Raw genomic sequence first — 18,319 nt, forward strand, 5'->3', positions numbered from 1 at the left:
ATTTTGTGAGGTCAAAACTTGATTTGCAGATGGGGTTGAAGTGACTGTAACGGGTTGACCATTAATAATCAGCTCAGCATTGGCTTGAGTCATGGCAAGGAAAACTGAACCTAAAACGAAAGCTAAGCGCTGCATAGTATCCTTTACGATCTTTGAATTTAAATTATGCTTTTACCATACCACCATCAGCACAGCGTTTCTGAATCAAATCGTAAATTTAAATTTATTTTTCTTCATTTTAAATTCATATTCTATTTTTAAATTTAAAAAGTTATCCACAACTCATGTTTTTAAAATTTTTAAATTCAAAAATCTCCAGATTATGAATTTAAATTCATTGTTTTAAATTTAAAGTGCGTTTTTAAATTCAAACCACCTGTGGATAAACCGGTTTTAGCTGCTTTTTAGCATTTTTTATATATAAATTTAAATTCAAAAGTTTGAATTTATATCCTTAAATGTGTTTTTGAATTCATATTTTTTTAAATTCAAAACCTAAGTTTTAAATTTAAATTCATTGTTTGAATTTATTTTTTATCTTTTGAATTTAAAAATTTCTGCATCGTTTTATAAAAATAAAACTGGAATACAGGACAATTCTACTTGTTTGTTTTTTATACAGTATATTTATAAGGCATTGTACAAATAACATACAACAGTTGCTATTTTGCTCCGATAAACGGCGTGTTTGCAGAAAAGAGGCGCAATCATGCCTGAAGCGCAGGCATAAAAAAAGCGGCCATAGGCATGACCGCTTTTTTATCATTCAAACTTGCGTTTAAATGCTCATATCTTCGCTAAGTGCCAGTGGATTCGGCAATATTTTCGCCAACGCACGGCATAAAGTAGTCAGTTCAGCACTGTCATTCGGCATCAAAGTGATATGACCAATTTTACGGCCTTCACGTTCCGTCTTATTATAAAGGTGTAAATGTGCACCATCGAGCGCCAATACATCTTCAGACTTAGGATGTTGACCAATAATATTGATCATCACCGTTGGACGCACCACTTCCGTTGAACCTAAAGGCAAACCCGCAACCGCACGAATGTGGTTTTCAAACTGCGAGCAAACCGCACCTTCAATGGACCAGTGCCCCGAGTTATGCACGCGTGGCGCCATCTCATTGGCGTATAAGCCTTTTTCGGTCACAAACAGCTCAAGCGTCAACACACCGACATAATTCAAATGATTCAGCAGGCGAGTGATGTAGTCTTGTGCTACCGGCTGTAAATCTGTGCTGTTTGGCGCAGGTACAATCGAATGCGACAAAATGCCGTTGTGATGATGATTTTCAGCCAATGGCCAGGTTTTCACCTCACCATTCTGACCACGTACCGCAATGATTGAGACTTCGCGTGAGAACGTCACAAAACTTTCTGCAATGAGTTCACCGGCAGGACCCAGTTCTGCCCAAGCCTGATCAATCTGATCTGCTGAACGTAGAACGAATTGCCCTTTACCGTCATAACCACCACGTGAGGTTTTCAATACGATGGGTAAACCAAGTTCTGCAACAGCAGCCTGCAAACTCTCAAGTGAAGTCACTGCTTTATAAGGTGCAACCGGAATCGCCAGTTCATCAAACAAGGCTTTTTCAGACAGACGATGCTGGGCAATTGCCAGAGCCTGACGTGGCGGATGCAAGTCTTTTTGCTGGGTTAAAACATCCACATCTGCCAGTGGAGTGTTTTCAAACTCAAGGCTGAAAACATCTGCACTTTCGATGAACTGTTGTAAACCATTTTCAGCTTTGCTTGAAATGACCTGACCCAGCGCTGCGGAAGGGCAATCTGTATTGGCTTCAAAGAAGGTGCATTGAATATTCAGCGGTAGAGCAGCTTGCGCCATCATACGGCCGAGTTGACCACCACCAAAAATACCGATGGTTTTATCCATAAGATGTGTCCCGTTTTAAGCTTGGCTTTAGTTTTGACCAGGAATATTTTTGCTTGCCACTTTTTCAGTTTGCGCAGCACGGAATTCAGCAACATTTTTGGCAATTTCCGGGCGTGTTAAACCTAAAATTTGCGCCGCCATAATTGCTGCATTGGTTGCGCCCGCAGGACCAATCGCCAATGTACCCACCGCAATACCCGCCGGCATTTGCACGATCGAAAGCAAAGAATCTACGCCATTTAAAATGGAAGATTTCACCGGCACACCTAGAACGGGTAAATCAGTTTTTGCTGCACACATCCCTGGTAAATGTGCTGCACCGCCAGCACCGGCAATAATCACCTGAATGCCACGCTCACGTGCTGTTTCCGCATATTCGAATAAACGGTCTGGGGTACGGTGTGCAGAAACAACTTCCGCTTCGAATGGGACGCCAAGCTGTTTCAGCATATTGGCAGTGTTTTCCAGAGTTGCCCAGTCAGATTGGGAACCCATGATAATTCCAACAAGAGGTTGAGTGTCTTGTGCAGCAGCCGCATTCATTGCAAATATTCCGTAAACGAATGTAAGGAAGGATAAATCTCGACAAGAGCCAAGCTTTAAATGAATCACAAGCCCGATATTATAGACTGATTTTTCATCTCACCAAAATTTAACAGCTCAAGCAGGCTGATATTTTCATTTTTTTTATTGAAATAGCTGAAAATAGGGCAGTGGCCAATTTACTGGCTACGAAATACAAAATAAACACATCCCACCAAACACAGGCCTGCCCACAAATAATCCAGTTTAAAGGGTTGTTTAAACAGAAAAATCATAAAAGGCACAAAAACCAGTAAAGTCACCACTTCCTGGGTAATTTTCATTTGTCCCACGGCCCAGCCTTGTTGTGCGAGCAGGCGAGTGGCGGGAATCATAAAGCTATATTCCAGCAGGGCAATCAACCAGCCAAATAAAATCGCTTGCCAAAGCGGTGCACCATGTAAAAACTTCAAATGACCATACCAGGCCAGCGTCATAAAACAGTTGGAAATAATTAAAAGTAGCAGGGCAAAGTACATGGTCAATTCATCTGGAATAACTGCCAATATTTTACGTTTTTCCTGTAAAAAAGCATGTGATTTCATGACTGATTTTAGTTCGCAGAAATCCTGATCTAACACCTATATAAAGTACCGGATACAATGCTATGAATAGATACAAGAAAGACTATCTTTTCCGCAAAACCCTTGATATCGTTGCTTTCAAATTGAATTGATAATGACAACACCACCAACAACAACGTGATGTGTCTAAAAAGCAGTGGAGTTAAAACGCATGCATCTGCATATTTTGGGTATTTGTGGCACCTTTATGGGCTCGCTCGCATTATTAGCACGTGATTTAGGACATAAGGTGACGGGTTCAGATGCGAACGTCTATCCACCCATGTCGACCCAACTGGAAAATGCAGGTATTGGCTTAATGCAGGGCTATGACCGCAGCCATTTGCAACCACATCCAGATTTGGTGATTGTCGGGAATGCCATGAAACGTGGCATTGATGCTGTGGAATATATGCTGAATGAAGGTTTACCGTACATTTCAGGTCCGCAGTTCTTGGCAGACCACGTATTACAAGGTAAGCATGTGCTGGGCGTTGCAGGAACACACGGTAAAACCACAACCACAACGATGCTGGCGTGGGTACTCGATCAAGCGGGCTTAGAGCCAGGTTTCTTGATTGGTGGCGTACCGCTCGGTTTTAGTGAAAGCGCACGTTTAGGTGGCGGAAAATATTTCTGCGTTGAAGCGGATGAATACGATTCTGCCTTTTTCGACAAGCGTTCCAAGTTTGTGCATTACCATCCAAAAACCGCGATTTTAAATAACCTTGAATTTGACCATGCCGATATCTTTGATGATCTGGCTGCAATTCAAAAACAGTTCCATCATTTAGTCCGCACTATTCCAAGTGAAGGCCGCATTATTGCCCCAATTACTGAAAGCAATATTGATGAAGTTTTGGACATGGGCTGCTGGACACCTGTGGTTCGCACTTCATTGGATGCCAATGAGAAAGCATCGCTTTCTGCTGAACAGTTATCAAATGATGGTTCACATTTTAAAGTGCTGGAAAATGGCATCGTTAAAGGCATTGTTAAGTGGAATATGACCGGGCAGCACAGTGTGGCCAATGCCTTGGCGACCATCGCAGCGGCGGAACATGTCGGGGTTTCGATTGAAACGGCATGTGAAGCACTGTCAAATTTTGGCGGCGTGAAACGCCGTATGGAATTGCTGGATACGGTAAAAGGCATTGAAGTGTATGATGACTTTGCCCACCATCCCACAGCCATTGAAACGACCTTGGACGGCGCACGCAAACGCCTAGGTGAACGCAAGCTTTGGGCAATTATTGAACCGCGTTCCAATACCATGCGTATGGGCAGTCATAAAGATGGCTTGGCACATTCTGCGCGTTTGGCAGATGAAGTGATCTGGTATCAACCAGAAGGGCTGGACTGGGATTTGCAACCGGTGATTGATGCAGCACAGAACAAAGCGGTTGTGGCACGTTCCCTGGATGACATCATCAAAACTGTAGCCAGTGAAGCAGGTGAGGGTGATGCTGTGGTAATTATGTCGAATGGCGGTTTTGGCGGATTACACCAGAAATTGATTTGTGCTTTAAAAGCCTAGATGTTTAAATGTTAAAAGCCCACATCATGTGGGCTTTTTATTTAAAAATAATTTTGATAGCCGCGGTTTTTTATCCCTACCTTGGCTTTTGTCGCATGTCCGCTTTCTTCCATTCTTAACAGTAAGTCTAGAAACTGGTTGATTTGCTGATCATTCAACTGATGGGGCAAGAATTTATCTAAACCCATTTTCTTAAACAGGGTGGTGATTTTTCCATGCTGATTGACATATTTCATCGACCATTGCTTGAAGTGAATTTCTTCAATGGCATGATCTGGAAAACGGTGGATCTGATTATGCCGGGCATCCTTCGAAATCTGTGTAAATAGCTGTTCTAACTGACTTTGTTCACCCTGCAAACATTGAAAATAAATCCCTTCAGCATAATACAGCACACCATAAATATCATGCACCTGATTAAAAGCACGTGCGGTAGCTAAAATGTCGCTTAAATCCTGTAATAAATCATTATTATATTCGACACGACTACTGGCATAACACAATTGGGTGAGCATAAAGCACCTATAAATATTGGTGTGAGTTTTAAATTGCTTATCTAGTCCACAGGTTAATTTTTAAAGTTCAATTTAAGCCAATATTGATCATTTTTCAATCAAATGTAATTTCTTTCTTACAAAGCCTATGGGTCAAAACAACTTATTTTTTACCTTTTGGTATATTAAAATGGATTTAGCGGAATCAAAACAAATAATTACCTAAAATCAGGAGAAAAGCATGTTAAAAAAACTTTTCATCACGATGGGATTAGTTTGTAGTTACTTAAGCCTAATCATTATCCTACATCGTAATGGTATTGAAGAGATGCTGAACATTGCTATTTGTTCAGGCCTTCTTGGGATTACCCTTAAAATTTGGGTTCAACATACCCTGTATATCTATAGTAGTCTGGCTGTCTTGGCCTTATGTTTTTTCTCGGTGCAAGAATATGCCATGTTGGAAATGATGCTAATGACCTCGCTGCTGGGTATTGTTTTAACCCAACTGATCCAATCTCAGAATCTGCTTTTTAATAAAACCCAGTCCTTATAAATTTTTCTAAGATTGGTTCAGCTTCTAGTCATAAAACAACAATCACAATATATAGATATTAAAACCTAATATCTGCATATTGTGATTGTTTAAACTTCTACTCGAAAAAAGCTTAGATTGGGATCATTTTTATCAGCTTGTTCCTTTCTGATAAACACGCACAAATAAAATTCCGTATTAATTATATTTATCTTGAATCCTTGTAGTCTGCATTCAAATCAGATCATTCTGTAAGCAAAACTGTCCAAGTAATGACTTCATCACTTAGTGTTGATAGCTTAGTTAGATAAGCTCTGTGTATTTATGCTCAATGCTTCAATGTCCTATGAATACAGCAGAGGTTCTGATCAACTGTTTTCCTCTCATCCTTGTTGAATTTTCCTTTATTTAAATGTTTTCCTTAATTTTTTTAAAGAGGAAATTTACTCCACAGCATGCATGAGAGGGAATGGAAAAGGAATAAGCTGATGACAACAATGAAAGCAATGGTCTACTACGGCGAAAATGATATCCGCTTTGAAGAGCGCCCAATTCCCCAGATTATTAATCCCGACGATGCCGTGGTCCGAGTCACCAAAACCACCATCTGTGGCACCGATTTAGGCATATGGAAAGGTAAAAATCCTGAAATACAGGAACATGCCAAAACCATAAGCGGGCAATTTAATGGCCGCATTTTGGGTCATGAAGGCATCGGAATTATTGAAGAAGTCGGTTCCGCCGTCAAAAATTTCAAAAAAGGCGATCGGGTGATTATTTCCTGTATTAGCCGCTGTGGAACCTGTGAAAACTGTCAGAAACAACTTTATGCGCACTGCCAGAATGGCGGAGGTTGGATTATGGGTTACATGATTGATGGTAGCCATGCAGAATATGTGCGTACTCCCTTTGCCGACACCTCACTTTATCCCTTACCTGAAGGTTTAAATGAAGACGTGGCAGTATTTTTATCCGATGTATTGCCGACCTCGCATGAAATTGGCGTGCGCTATGGCAATGTCAAACCTGGCGATAGTATTGCCATTATCGGCATGGGACCGATTGGTACAGGCTGTTTGCTGACTGCACAATTCTATTCACCTTCCGTCATTATTGCTGTGGATACCGATGATCACCGTTTAGCGCTGGCCAAAGAATTGGGTGCGACAAACACCATCAACTCCATGCAGGAAGATGCCATTCAGCGCATCCTAGACATTACCGGCGGCAGAGGCGTGGATTGTGCCATTGAAGCGGTCGGTGCAGAACCCACCTGGAATATTTGTCAAAATGTGGTGAAAGAAGGCGGACATCTCGCCAATGTCGGGGTGCATGGTAAAGCGGTGAATTTCGAAATCAACAAGTTATGGATTAAAAACCTGACCATCACCACCGGTCTGGTCAATGCCAATACCACCGGCATGCTCCTTAAAACCTGCTGTTCTGGAAAATTACCGATGGAAAAACTGGCATCACATCATTTTAAATTTGATGAGTTTGAGAAAGCTTATGATGTGTTTAAACATGCGGCAGACCAGAAAGCAATGAAAGTTATCATTGAAGGGCAATAGCTTAAAAACATAAAAAAGCCCAGTGTTTGGGCTTTTTTATCAATTTAAAAGCTAAGCTCTAACATCTGCAAAGCTTTTATCTCGTCTAAACATTACATCGACATAAGAACAGGTCGGTACAATTTTCAATCTTTTTTGACGGGCAAACTCCACCAGTACATCTAGCAACTGGCGTGCAACGCCGTGTCCGCGCAAAGCGTCATCCACCCAGGTATGATTGGCAATAATTTTATGCTCACCACTCCATACATAACTGATTTCTGCAATTCGCTTACCTGCATCATTCAAAGTAAAAAATTCACCTTGTTGGCCGTTATCATCATGTTGAAACTGCATTGCTAGCCCTCACTTTTTTATTTGACTGAAATCAGAATACGTTAAAAGTAGATTATTTTAAAACATCGTGAATAGAGGAATCTTTATCAAAAACTGACTTTGCAAAAGGGCAGAGTGGAATAATTTTGACCTTTTTTTCACGTGCCCATGCGACAGCACAATCCAGTAATTTATTGCCAATTCCTTGTCCACGTAGAGAATCGTCTACATCGGTATGCTCAATAATAAAAACCTTTTCACCGGCCCAGGTATAGACCATTTCCGCTAGATGCTGAAGATGGTCACCGATATAAAATTCACCTTTTTTGCCATCATCTTCGTGCTTAATTTCCAGCATTTTTATGCTCTCATTCAGGTGAATATAAATAAACATGCCATAAATAGCTGCGCAATAGTGTTAAGTTTTTGGCTATTTCTATAAATGCTTAGCACATTTCATCCTCAGGATTAAACTTAACAAGTTTAGGATTTAAGCCTAAACTTTAACGCTACTTATCAAATTATCTGACTATGTCATCCCTATCTTCTGAAACACCGCAAAATCCGACCCGACAATGGATTTGTGTAATCCTTTAGCTTTTGCAGCCTTTATTTTTAATACCACTGAATTTATTCCTGTGGCCTTGCTCAGCGATATTGGTCAGAGTTTCAATATGCCTGCCACCGATGTCGGGATCATGATTACCCTTTATGCATGGGTAGTTGCCCCGATCTCATTACCAATGATGCTGATGACGCGGAATGTCGAACGGCGTTTTTTACTGATTGCGTTATTTGTAGTTTTTATTCTGAGTCATGGCCTATCGTATTTCGCCTGGAATTTTAACGTGTTGTTGGCCAGCCGGATCGGAATTGCATTTTCCCATGCGCTGTTCTGGTCAATCACTGCATCCTTAGCGGTACGGGTAGCTCCAAAAGGGAAAGAATTTCAGGCGCTGGGTTTATTCGCGACAGGGACGGCTTTAGCGATGGTCTTGGGCATTCCTTTTGGCCGCATGATTGGCGAAGCCTATGGCTGGCGCAATACTTTTGCCTTAATTGCACTGGGTGCAGCCATCATTTGTCTCACCTTGGCCAAAACCCTACCGAAACTGCCCAGTGTCAATTCAGGTTCACTAAAAAGTATTGGCATCTTATTTAAACGTCCCAGCCTGGTGATGGTATTTGGATTAACCATTCTCATCATTACTGCACAATTTACCGCTTATAGTTATATCGAACCTTTTACCCTGAATATTGCCCATTTTAGTTCTGCGCAAACCACCCGTTTATTGCTCATCTATGGCGGTGCCGGATTTATTGGTTCTTTTCTGTTTGGCAAATTTGGCAACCGATATCCAAAACTGGCGATTCCTTTAAGCTGTGCTTTACTCGCCATCTCCATGTTGCTGTTACTGCCATTGGCACAAGGTTTTATTGGTTTGAGTACGCTCAGCTTATTTTGGGGTATGAGTATTATTTGCTTTAGCCTGGCATTGCAAGCCAAAACCCTGAACCTGGCTTCGGATGCCACCGATGTCGCCATAGCGATTTATTCAGGTCTATATAATGTCGGGATTGGCGGTGGCGCATTGCTGGGTGGCGTAGTGACTGCAAGTTTGGGCGTAAGCCAGATTGGAATAGTGGGCGGCTTGGTGGCAGTTATCGGTACATTGTTAGCACTTGTTTTGGTGCAGCGTAAAGATTTTATTAAACTGTAAATGAGGTCGATAAAATTTGCACAATTCACATAAATATGCGATTCTTCAGTCACATTTGGATTAGATCCAAAACAAAATTGAGTTGAACAAGGGGAGTAGCCTCCTCCAAGCGTCCTTAGAAGCAATTCTGCTGGACGTGTCAGAATATCGTCATTACACTTTGCAAAAAGTCGGTATCTGAGCATCTGAATTTACAAAATGTGGATATTCAGATGTAGGCAAGACCTTGATCATGTTGACACAGATGTTTAAATCATCTGGCAACAGGTCAAGGTTTTTTTATGGCCGGTTGTCGGGTGCGGAGATTTTTATGGAATCCATCGGCAGCCCTGGGTTGTATCTGGCATTTTTTGCGATAGTGGCAGTCATGCTCATCATCGACTTTATTGGTTTTAAACACAAAGAAGACCAACCCATTAAAATTAAGTCAGCCGCCCACTGGAGTATTGCCTGGGTCAGCGTCTCCATGCTGTTCGCAGGCGGTTTATGGCTTTATTTACAGCAAACTGCGGGTGTTGCTTTAGCTAATCAAAAAACCATGGAATATTTTGCCGGCTATTTGTTAGAAAAATCCCTGGCCATTGATAATGTATTTGTCTGGCTGATGATTTTTTCAGCCTTTGCTATTCCTCCAGCATTACAACGCAAGGTGCTGCTTTACGGCGTACTCGGTGCCATTGTTTTGCGTACCATCTTTATTTTTATTGGCGCATGGTTCGTTCAGGAATTTTCCTGGATTCTGTATATCTTCGGTGCCTTTCTGGTCTATACCGGCTTCAAGTTTCTTAAAGGTCATGAAGAAAACCCGAATATTGAAGATATGGCCTTACTCAAGTGGTTACGTAAACATATCCGTATTACTCCGCATCTGGATGGCCATAACTTCTTCGTGCGTCAAAATGGGTTGTTATGGGCAACGCCATTATTCTTGGTGTTGATTTTGGTTGAAGCCTCCGATGTGATTTTCGCCGTGGACTCCATTCCGGCTATTTTTGCAGTGACCAGTGATCCCTTTATTGTGTTAACCGCAAATTTAATGGCGATTTTAGGCTTACGTGCAATGTTCTTCTTGCTGGCAGGTGCAGCATCTAAAATGCATTATTTACCTTATGGCCTGGGGATTATCCTGCTGTTTATTGGTTTTAAAATGTTGATGCTTGACGTGTTCCATATGCCAATCTGGATTTCGCTTGGCTTTATTGTGATTATACTGGCAATTACCACCTGGTTATCGATTCGATATAACCAGAAGCAAGAGCAACTGTAATTTTCAAATAAAATGATCCAGCCTTTCATCTTGCAGATGGAAGGCTTTTTTATCGGTTCTATTGCCATATTTTCCTGTAGTTGCAGAACGTAAAGTCGGCATAATTTATAAAAGAGGGAAAGGCGCTCAACTCAGCTATTACGCTTTAACTGAAAAATTTCAGGTACAATCAATCGAAAAAATTCAAAATCGCAGGTTTTCAATGTCTTCTGTAGTTGCAACGACGGCAGTTCGCAGTCGCTTCCTAGATATCCAGAATACGGTTGCCCAAGCGCGTGAGATTCACGACCAAGTGCGATATGTAGAAGATGGTTTACTTATTACTGAAAATGGCAAAATTCGCTGGTTTGGCGACTGGCAAACTGGACAACAGCATGTTCCGGCTAATGTCCAGGTTCATCATTATCCCGACAAGCTGATTGTACCGGGGTTTATTGATACCCATATCCATTTCCCGCAAACCGAAATGGTCGGTGCCTATGGCGAACAGCTGCTGGAATGGCTGAATACTTATACTTTTCCGACCGAATTACAGTTTAAAGACAAAGCCTATGCCGACAAAATCGCGCAGTTTTTTGTGCAGGAATTATTAAAAAACGGGACCACCACCGCTTTGGTGTTTTGTACAGTCCATGCTGAATCGGTCGATGCCTTATTTGAAGCTGCCGAACAGCAGCAAATGCGTTTGATTGCCGGTAAGGTGATGATGGACCGCCATGCACCTGAAGAGCTGTGTGATACGGCTGAAACTGCTTATCAGGACTCTAAGGCGCTAATTGAAAAATGGCATGGCAAAGGCCGTAACCTGTATGCGATTACCCCGCGTTTTGCACCCACTTCTACACCAGAGCAACTTGCTCGGGCAGGGCAGCTGAAAGCGGAATATCCGGAGGTTTATGTCCATACTCATTTAAGTGAAAATAAAAATGAAATTGCCTGGGTCAAAGAACTATTTCCAGAACAAAAAGGCTATCTGGATGTCTATCACCATTATGGTCTAACCGGACAGCGTTCGGTGTTTGCCCACTGTGTGCATTTAGAAGATGCTGAGTGGGACTGTATGCACCAGACCAACTCGGCGATTGCCTTTTGTCCGACCTCAAATCTGTTCTTGGGCAGTGGCTTATTTCAACTGAAAAAAACCTGGGAAAAACAGGTTAAAGTCGGCTTAGGTACAGATATCGGTGCGGGCACTTCCTTTAACCAGCTGCAAACCTTAAACGAAGCTTACAAGGTCCAACAGCTTCAGGGAGATAAACTCTCTGCATTTGAATCCTTGTATCACGCCACTTTGGGTGGAGCCAAGGCTTTGGATCTGGACAACAAACTGGGTAACTTTAACCTAGGTAAAGAAGCCGATTTTGTTGTGCTGGATTTAAAAGCGACAGCACTGCAAACCCTGCGTCAGGAACGTGCCAAAGGCATTGAAGATGCTTTATTTGCCCTGATGACCATGGGCGATGACCGTAATATCCATGCCACTTATGTTTATGGAGAAGTAGTATATGCAAAAGCAGAAAACCACAAAAATATCCCATAAAAAGATATTCTTGTTGATTGGCATAGCCGTGCTTTGTGCCGTTTTACTTAAACGTGATAGTGCAGAGCTTAAGGCCTGATACATTTTCAGCGGCAAAAAAGATGCATCTCTTGAGCAGATGTATTAAAATTAAAACATCTTTTGAGGTGTTGCTGGTCAACACCTTTTTTATTTTGATCTGCTTTTAGGTATCTACCCATGACCGTTCATATGAGCGTAATGATCTCAGCTGAAGAAATTCATGCGAAAGTCAAAGAGCTTGGTGCAAAAATTGATGCTCACTATGCTAATAGTGACAAAGAACTTGTGTTGATTGGTTTACTTCGTGGTTCAGTTATTTTTATGGCTGATTTATGTCGCGAAATTAGTAAACCGCATGAACTCGATTTTATGACGGTATCAAGTTACGGCGGTGGTACGGTTTCAAGTCGCGATGTTAAAATTTTAAAAGACCTGGACGGCGAAATTCGCGGTAAAGATGTATTAATTGTTGAAGATATTATTGACTCCGGCAATACCCTCAGCAAAGTGCTGGAAATTTTGAGCACGCGTAGCCCGAATTCTATTGAACTGTGTACTTTAATCAGCAAACCTTCACGCCGTGAAATTGAACTGGAAGTGAAATTCCTAGGCTTTGAAGTTGAAGATAAGTTTATTGTCGGTTACGGCTTGGACTATGACCAAAAATATCGCCATATTCCATTTATTGGTGAAATTGGTCTATAAGACTTCATTTAAGATACTTAAAGTGGCCAAAGGCCACTTTTTTTATCATTAAAACTTTAGCAGGAACAAAACAACAACAGTTTTTAGCAGGACTCAACTGTTTCCTTTTCCATTAATGATTAATTATAAAAATGAAAGCGTAATGAAAATATATAAACTAACGATAAATGGAGAAGACATATGTGGACACTTATAGTTGCCATCGTAGTGGGTTTTATTGCAGGCCTAATCGCGCGTGCTATTCATCCTGGAAATGATAAATCAGGATTTATCGTAACCACCCTGTTGGGTATTGCCGGTTCTTTATTGGCGACCTACGGCGGACGTTTACTCGGACTCTATGATGAAAACTCGGCCGCAGGCTTTATCGCTTCAGTGATCGGGGCACTCATTATTTTATTCATTTATAACCTGGTCACTAAAAAATCACGTGTTTAAATCGTGATTTAAAATGATCAATCTCCCCAGTAAAAAAGCACCTGATCGGGTGCTTTTTTTATTGCCTGATTGAGAAAAAAATCATGTTTATAAACCGAGTTCTTTCCACATGAGTTCAATTTCCTGAGCAGGGCGGGCACCCATCACCTTAAAACCATTCGAGAAAATAAGGGCTGGAGTACCACTTAAACCTAAAGTTTGGCCTAAACTTAAATTACGTTCAATCGGGTTGGCACAGCTTTTATTTGCACTGGGTTGAATACCTTTACTGATCAGGTTTGACCAGGCTAAAGCTGGATCTTTCTCACAAAATACCTGTTTGGAAACAGCCACAGATTGGCTTTTGATCGGGTAGATAAAGGTATAGATAGTGACATCATTTAACTTGCTTATTTCAGTCTCAAGTTGTTTGCAATACGGGCAATTTGGGTCAGAAAAGATAGCGATCTGACGCTTACCATTACCTCGCACCGTTTTAATTGCATCCTGCAAAGGCAATTTTTTCCAGTCAATACTGTTTTGTTTAAGCATTAAATCTTTGGTCAGGTTTTTCTGATCAGCTAAACGGAACATCGAACCTACCAGAATGTGCTGGGCATCTTCCCCTAAATACACCACTTGCCCATCCATTGAACCGCTATAAATTCCTTTCATCTCGGTGGTTTGGATATTTTCAATTTTTAATTTCGGATGTTGCTTACTCAGGTTGGCTTTAATCGTATCGACATTTGCCAAAGTTAAGGTTGAAATTAAACTCACCAAGGCACATGCCAATGTTTTTTTAATCATCTGTTTTGCTCATTGCTTTCAAATATTTCCAGCTGATTCTACTCAAAAAACAGCCAGATAATCTTAAAATTTTTGCTGCCCTTACGCAAAGCACACATTTTTACCCACCAAGGTTTCACGTGGAACATCAACGCGATTTATATCGGATTAATTTCTACTGAAATATGCACAATTTCATCATGAATGGACAAGGCTTCACGAACCTGGTCTGCATTCAAATTGGAATCGGTGGCTAAAGCTAAAATACAGGAAAATTTGCCTTTACCCACTTTCCAGACATGCAGATCGGTAATTTCTACCACTGGAAACTCTGCAATCACTTCGCGGATTTCCTCCACCACCGGATGATCCATTTCAGCATCGAGTAAGGTTTTTCCGGTTTCTTTGATCAGACCCAGGGCCCATTTGGCCACCAAAATTGAACCCAGAATCCCCAATACCGCATCAAGAAAATTCCAGCCCAAATATTTGGCTGCAAACAGTGCCACAATGGCAAATACCGAAGTCACGGCATCTGCCACCACATGCATAAAGGCCGCTTTTTGATTTAAATCATGGTGGTGATGTTCATGCTGATGGTTATCTTCATGATGGTGATGGTGATGGTGATGGTGATGGTGATGGTGATGGTGATCATCATGCAGCAACCACGCGCAAATTAAATTAATCACCAGACCTAAAATGGCAATCGGAATGGCTTGGTTATAATGAATGGCAACCGGATTCAGCAATCGTTCTACAGACTGAAATGCCATAAAAAGTGCCACCACCATCAATAAGATTGCACTGCTATAGCCAGCTAAAATTTCTATTTTCCAGGTGCCAAAACTAAAACGCTGATCTTGGGCATAATAACGGGCAGATCGATAAGCAAAATAAGCCAGCCCCAGTGCCAGCATATGCGAACTCATGTGCCAGCCATCCGCCAGCAAGGCCATCGAATTGTAAATCCATCCACCAGCTACTTCTAATAACATCATCACTGCCGTTAGAATGGTCGCCAATAGAATGCGTTTTTGTGCAAGTGGATTACCTTCATCAAACTGATGACTATGAGCTCGGTTTAAGGGGAATTTTTGCATAATCTTATTTTTCCATATACTCCCCCATAGTATATTTATTTTTGGAGAAAAATGTTGAGTCATTTATATCAGGACAAGAAAATTCAGAACCGAGTCAAACGTTTACAGGGACAAATCAATGCTGTAGAGCACGCTCTGAATGATCCGGAGTATTCATGTATGAGTGTTTTACAGCAAGTGGCAGCTGTTAAAGGGGCGGTAAATGGTCTGATGAATGAGCTTATTGAAGCGCATTTGCGTCATCACGTGATTGGAGAACAGACTGAAATTAATGAACAGGAAATGGCAGAATTTCTTAAATTATTAAAGCGTTATGGGTAAATTTTTACATCATATAAATTGACCCTTAAAGTGGATTGCACTAAAACTTCAGATATAGCTCCTATATTTTCTCAATATGTGAAATTTAGTTTGTTAGTTCACATATTTTTGCGATCCTCTAAATGGCATATTCTCAATCATGGCGACCTTTTATCATGGTCAGCATGGCACTTTGTATTGGAACGATGGGGACGGCACTGGCCAGCCCTTTATATCCCATCTATCAGCAACTTTGGCATCTGTTGCCGAGTCATATCACCTATATTTTTGTCACTTATATGTTGGGCTGTTTAGCCATACTCCTGTTTTTAGGCCGGACCAGTAACAGCATTGGCTTTTTAAAAACCTTAGAACTGGGTTTGGTCATCATCATACTTGGGCTTCTACTGTCCATGTTTGCAAATAATGTGCTATGGCTGTCTTTGGGGCGTTTTATTATCGGAATTGCCTCGGGATTAATGACCACATCGGCATTGATTGGACTGATGTGGAGTATTCCTGAATCACATAAAAACCATGCACCCCAGCTCAGCTCGGTGATTACCGCCGTTGGTTTCGGTTTAGGCCCGCTGGTCGGTGGACTCATTGCCCAGTTTTCTGCTACACCGCTATTTACCCCGTATATTCCTGTCATTGTTGGGGCAGTGTTGTGCTTCGTAGGCTTGTTACGTCTGCCACAGCCTGAATTTAGCGCACAGACGTTCTCGATTGCACCGCATTTAGAACGTCCTGAAACAAAATTTCATGCGGAGTTCTATATTACCGGTTTGACTGCCTTTTGTGCCTTTGCAGCGTTTAGCCTATTCGCTTCGCTTTCTCCCTCATTTGTACAGTTCATCATTCCTTGGCATGGTCCTTTGGTCAGTGGATTGGCCATTACCTGCATTTTGCTGATTTCTGCCATGGTACAGTATTTTTCCAGATCAATTCCTGCGAGAAAATGCCTAAATTATGGGCTGTATACGCTGTTGTTCAGTTTATTGATCCTGAGTTTATGTATATATCTACACTGGAGTTTTCTGTTTTTTATCAGTGAAGTACTGGTTGGAGTGGGTCATGGATTAGCCCTGATCGGGGCATTTGGTTTAATTCATGCCATGACCAACCTGCACAACCGGGCTGCGGTGATGTCGACCTATTTATTTATCGCATATTTAGGCACCATTTTACCCATTCTTGCCGTGGGTTATCTTGCCGATCATTTTGGTTTAACCGCCGGCGTACTCAGTTTTTGTGCTGCGTTCTGTTTACTGTGCCTGTATCTGTTAATTTGGTATAAAAAAATTGAGTCTGAAACACCTTGCACTTAAACCAGCTCAAAAAATGGAATAGAGAGGGTGATTATGGTGACACAAACCGTGTGAGATTAAATCGATAAAGCCATAACAGAGCAGTTTTTATATTTCGCCTTCTCATCCCATCATTTTCCAGACTTGGGTTGATATTCCAGCTCTTTGATTAAAAAATAATTCAAGAAAGTACGAATTACCGCAATGATGGCCAATTTAATCAAGCTATCCAGATCCGGGTCGACCGTGGTGGCTAAAATATCTGCGGCTAACTGAAATTCAAGTGCGGTAGCGAGCCAGTCTCCAAAACAATAACGTGCTGTGCGACCTGATTTAAGCTGAATTAATACCATCGAGGTTTTGATCAAGCCAATGATTACACACACCACTGAAATCATTTCTAAAAATAATTGGAGGAAATGAACCCAGGAGACTAAGAGTTCACGCAAAAACATGACATCAAACATTCAACACCTCCATAAAAGATTTTACTGCTCACTTTTTAATATTCGTATCTGTCCAAGCCTCAATGCTAAACGATCCTCTTCAGCTTTAATGATCTTACTCACATCTCCAGATTGTAGGTTCATTCTCAAAATGCTTAAACGCATTGTATTCATGCTCGGCAAGATTGAATTGCCCAATTTTCATTCAGGCATTTTCTTATCTAGTGACTAATAACCGAATAAAATATCATGCCATCAGATGGATTTTGAACATACCCTGAATCACTCAATGATATAAAAAAAGCACTAAGTGATTAAAACTTAATGCTATTTAATTCAAATTAAAACTTACTGGAATATAGGGATAATTTTAAATTACTTTCCAATACAGAATGATCCAAAGATCTTGCCCAACAAGTCATCTGCACTAAAGTCACCGGTAATTTCACCCAAGGCATTTTGCGCCAGTCGCAGGGATTCCGCTACCAATTCACCCGCATGGAACACCACTAGCTGCTCATGTGCTTCTGCAAGGTAGTGCTGAGTACGCTTCATTGCGTCTAAATGACGGGTACGGGCAATAAAGGTATCTTCTTCCGGCTGGAAGCCTGCATGCGCTGTAATCGCTTCTATGAGTGACTGGACCCCGGTTTCCTGCTTGGCAGACACGGTAATATGACGAAATCCCTGATAATCGCCAATTGCAGCTACTGCACCAGTTAAATCACACTTGTTGGCAATCAGCATTAAACGGCGCGGTTCCAGATGTTCGGCAAAATAGTTTTGTGCCAATTGCAGCGGATCTTCTCCCTGGCTTAAGTCATAGACCAGCAGCAACAAATCGGCCTGTTCAATTTCTTTAATTGCGCGGCGGATGCCTTCTTTTTCAACCACATCGCCGGTTTCACGCAGACCTGCAGTATCGGTCAGGGTGATCGGCAAGCCATTTAAAGTGATTTTTTCATGCAACACGTCACGGGTGGTCCCGGCAATATCGGTCACAATGGCGCGCTCATTTCCCGCCAGAGTATTCAACAAGGAAGATTTACCTGCATTCGGTTTACCCGCAATCACCACCTGTAAACCTTCACGCAATAACTGGCCTTGTCGTGCCGAGGTTTGCACGGCAGCAACTGAACGTTGTACCTCTTCCAGCAAGGTTAAAATTTTGCCGTCTGCCAAAAAGTCGATTTCTTCTTCCGG

18 protein-coding genes and 2 pseudogenes are annotated in these 18,319 nt (G+C 41.6%); 10 read left to right on the top strand and 10 right to left on the bottom strand.

What is annotated here, in order from left to right:
• Window positions 1–778 precede the first annotated feature (778 nt).
• The 3 genes from B2Y23_RS07050 to B2Y23_RS07060 all read right to left on the bottom strand — a co-directional run bounded on the left by B2Y23_RS07050 (window position 779) and on the right by B2Y23_RS07060 (window position 2,961).
• Window positions 779–1,900, bottom strand: coding sequence for a 5-(carboxyamino)imidazole ribonucleotide synthase (locus B2Y23_RS07050; RefSeq protein ID WP_291369897.1), 1,122 nt, complete (start codon window positions 1,898–1,900; stop codon window positions 779–781).
• A 27-nt stretch (window positions 1,901–1,927) separates the two neighbouring features.
• Window positions 1,928–2,443, bottom strand: coding sequence for a 5-(carboxyamino)imidazole ribonucleotide mutase (gene purE / locus B2Y23_RS07055; protein ID WP_291357443.1), 516 nt, complete (start codon window positions 2,441–2,443; stop codon window positions 1,928–1,930).
• Window positions 2,444–2,622: 179 nt separating this feature from the next.
• Window positions 2,623–2,961, bottom strand: coding sequence for a DMT family protein (locus B2Y23_RS07060; protein ID WP_166171700.1), 339 nt, complete (start codon window positions 2,959–2,961; stop codon window positions 2,623–2,625).
• 256 nt (window positions 2,962–3,217) lie between these two features.
• Here B2Y23_RS07060 and mpl point away from each other — a divergent pair, with 256 nt between their 5' ends.
• Window positions 3,218–4,582, top strand: coding sequence for a UDP-N-acetylmuramate:L-alanyl-gamma-D-glutamyl-meso-diaminopimelate ligase (gene mpl, locus B2Y23_RS07065; RefSeq protein WP_291369899.1), 1,365 nt, complete (start codon window positions 3,218–3,220; stop codon window positions 4,580–4,582).
• A 41-nt stretch (window positions 4,583–4,623) separates the two neighbouring features.
• Here the strand turns inward: mpl and B2Y23_RS07070 are convergent, their stop codons facing one another.
• On the bottom strand, window positions 4,624–5,097 hold the full coding sequence (locus tag B2Y23_RS07070; RefSeq protein WP_291357439.1) for a BLUF domain-containing protein: 474 nt from the start codon (window positions 5,095–5,097) through the stop codon (window positions 4,624–4,626).
• Window positions 5,098–5,317: 220 nt separating this feature from the next.
• Here B2Y23_RS07070 and B2Y23_RS07075 point away from each other — a divergent pair, with 220 nt between their 5' ends.
• Complete coding sequence (locus B2Y23_RS07075) at window positions 5,318–5,632, top strand: hypothetical protein (RefSeq protein WP_291369901.1); 315 nt, start codon at window positions 5,318–5,320, stop codon at window positions 5,630–5,632.
• Between the two features lie 467 nt (window positions 5,633–6,099).
• On the top strand, window positions 6,100–7,182 hold the full coding sequence (locus B2Y23_RS07080; protein WP_291369903.1) for a zinc-dependent alcohol dehydrogenase family protein: 1,083 nt from the start codon (window positions 6,100–6,102) through the stop codon (window positions 7,180–7,182).
• Window positions 7,183–7,233: 51 nt separating this feature from the next.
• Here the strand turns inward: B2Y23_RS07080 and B2Y23_RS07085 are convergent, their stop codons facing one another.
• Together B2Y23_RS07085 and B2Y23_RS07090 are read right to left on the bottom strand one after the other, a co-directional pair.
• A complete protein-coding gene (locus B2Y23_RS07085; protein WP_291357433.1) occupies window positions 7,234–7,518 on the bottom strand; it encodes a GNAT family N-acetyltransferase in 285 nt (94 codons plus the stop codon).
• A gap of 52 nt (window positions 7,519–7,570) precedes the next feature.
• The gene (locus tag B2Y23_RS07090; RefSeq protein WP_291357431.1) at window positions 7,571–7,855 is read right to left on the bottom strand and encodes a GNAT family N-acetyltransferase; all 285 of its coding nucleotides are present in this window, start codon (window positions 7,853–7,855) and stop codon (window positions 7,571–7,573) included.
• A gap of 173 nt (window positions 7,856–8,028) precedes the next feature.
• On the opposite strand from B2Y23_RS07090, the pseudogene B2Y23_RS07095 reads away from it, so the two are divergent.
• The 5 genes and pseudogenes from B2Y23_RS07095 (at window position 8,029) to B2Y23_RS07115 (ending at window position 13,189) form a co-directional block, all read left to right on the top strand.
• Window positions 8,029–9,218 (top strand): annotated as a pseudogene (locus B2Y23_RS07095) (sugar transporter).
• Between the two features lie 310 nt (window positions 9,219–9,528).
• Window positions 9,529–10,485: a TerC family protein gene (locus B2Y23_RS07100; protein WP_291369904.1), complete on the top strand. Its 957-nt coding sequence runs from the start codon at window positions 9,529–9,531 to the stop codon at window positions 10,483–10,485.
• Between the two features lie 202 nt (window positions 10,486–10,687).
• Complete coding sequence (gene guaD, locus B2Y23_RS07105; protein ID WP_291369905.1) at window positions 10,688–12,025, top strand: guanine deaminase; 1,338 nt, start codon at window positions 10,688–10,690, stop codon at window positions 12,023–12,025.
• Between the two features lie 198 nt (window positions 12,026–12,223).
• A complete protein-coding gene (gene hpt, locus B2Y23_RS07110; RefSeq protein WP_291369906.1) occupies window positions 12,224–12,751 on the top strand; it encodes a hypoxanthine phosphoribosyltransferase in 528 nt (175 codons plus the stop codon).
• A gap of 180 nt (window positions 12,752–12,931) precedes the next feature.
• Window positions 12,932–13,189, top strand: coding sequence for a GlsB/YeaQ/YmgE family stress response membrane protein (locus tag B2Y23_RS07115; protein ID WP_291357421.1), 258 nt, complete (start codon window positions 12,932–12,934; stop codon window positions 13,187–13,189).
• A gap of 87 nt (window positions 13,190–13,276) precedes the next feature.
• Here the strand turns inward: B2Y23_RS07115 and B2Y23_RS07120 are convergent, their stop codons facing one another.
• Together B2Y23_RS07120 and dmeF are read right to left on the bottom strand one after the other, a co-directional pair.
• Window positions 13,277–13,978: a DsbC family protein gene (locus B2Y23_RS07120; RefSeq protein ID WP_291369907.1), complete on the bottom strand. Its 702-nt coding sequence runs from the start codon at window positions 13,976–13,978 to the stop codon at window positions 13,277–13,279.
• Window positions 13,979–14,059: 81 nt separating this feature from the next.
• Window positions 14,060–15,060 (bottom strand): annotated as a pseudogene (dmeF, locus tag B2Y23_RS07125) (CDF family Co(II)/Ni(II) efflux transporter DmeF).
• A 54-nt stretch (window positions 15,061–15,114) separates the two neighbouring features.
• Here dmeF and B2Y23_RS07130 point away from each other — a divergent pair.
• Both B2Y23_RS07130 and B2Y23_RS07135 read left to right on the top strand, forming a co-directional pair.
• The gene (locus tag B2Y23_RS07130) at window positions 15,115–15,381 is read left to right on the top strand and encodes a metal/formaldehyde-sensitive transcriptional repressor (protein ID WP_291369915.1); all 267 of its coding nucleotides are present in this window, start codon (window positions 15,115–15,117) and stop codon (window positions 15,379–15,381) included.
• Between the two features lie 122 nt (window positions 15,382–15,503).
• On the top strand, window positions 15,504–16,691 hold the full coding sequence (locus B2Y23_RS07135; RefSeq protein ID WP_291369909.1) for an MFS transporter: 1,188 nt from the start codon (window positions 15,504–15,506) through the stop codon (window positions 16,689–16,691).
• A 110-nt stretch (window positions 16,692–16,801) separates the two neighbouring features.
• Here B2Y23_RS07135 and B2Y23_RS07140 read toward each other — a convergent pair whose 3' ends face one another.
• Window positions 16,802–17,137 (bottom strand): DUF1622 domain-containing protein, encoded by a 336-nt coding sequence (locus B2Y23_RS07140; RefSeq protein ID WP_291369911.1) that lies wholly within the window; start codon window positions 17,135–17,137, stop codon window positions 16,802–16,804.
• Between the two features lie 354 nt (window positions 17,138–17,491).
• Window positions 17,492–18,319 (bottom strand): tRNA modification GTPase (locus B2Y23_RS07145; RefSeq protein ID WP_291369913.1); only part of this gene is annotated, 828 nt, incomplete at its 5' end.

This window comes from Acinetobacter sp. UBA5934 (assembly GCF_002430855.1).
Lineage (GTDB): Bacteria > Pseudomonadota > Gammaproteobacteria > Pseudomonadales > Moraxellaceae > Acinetobacter.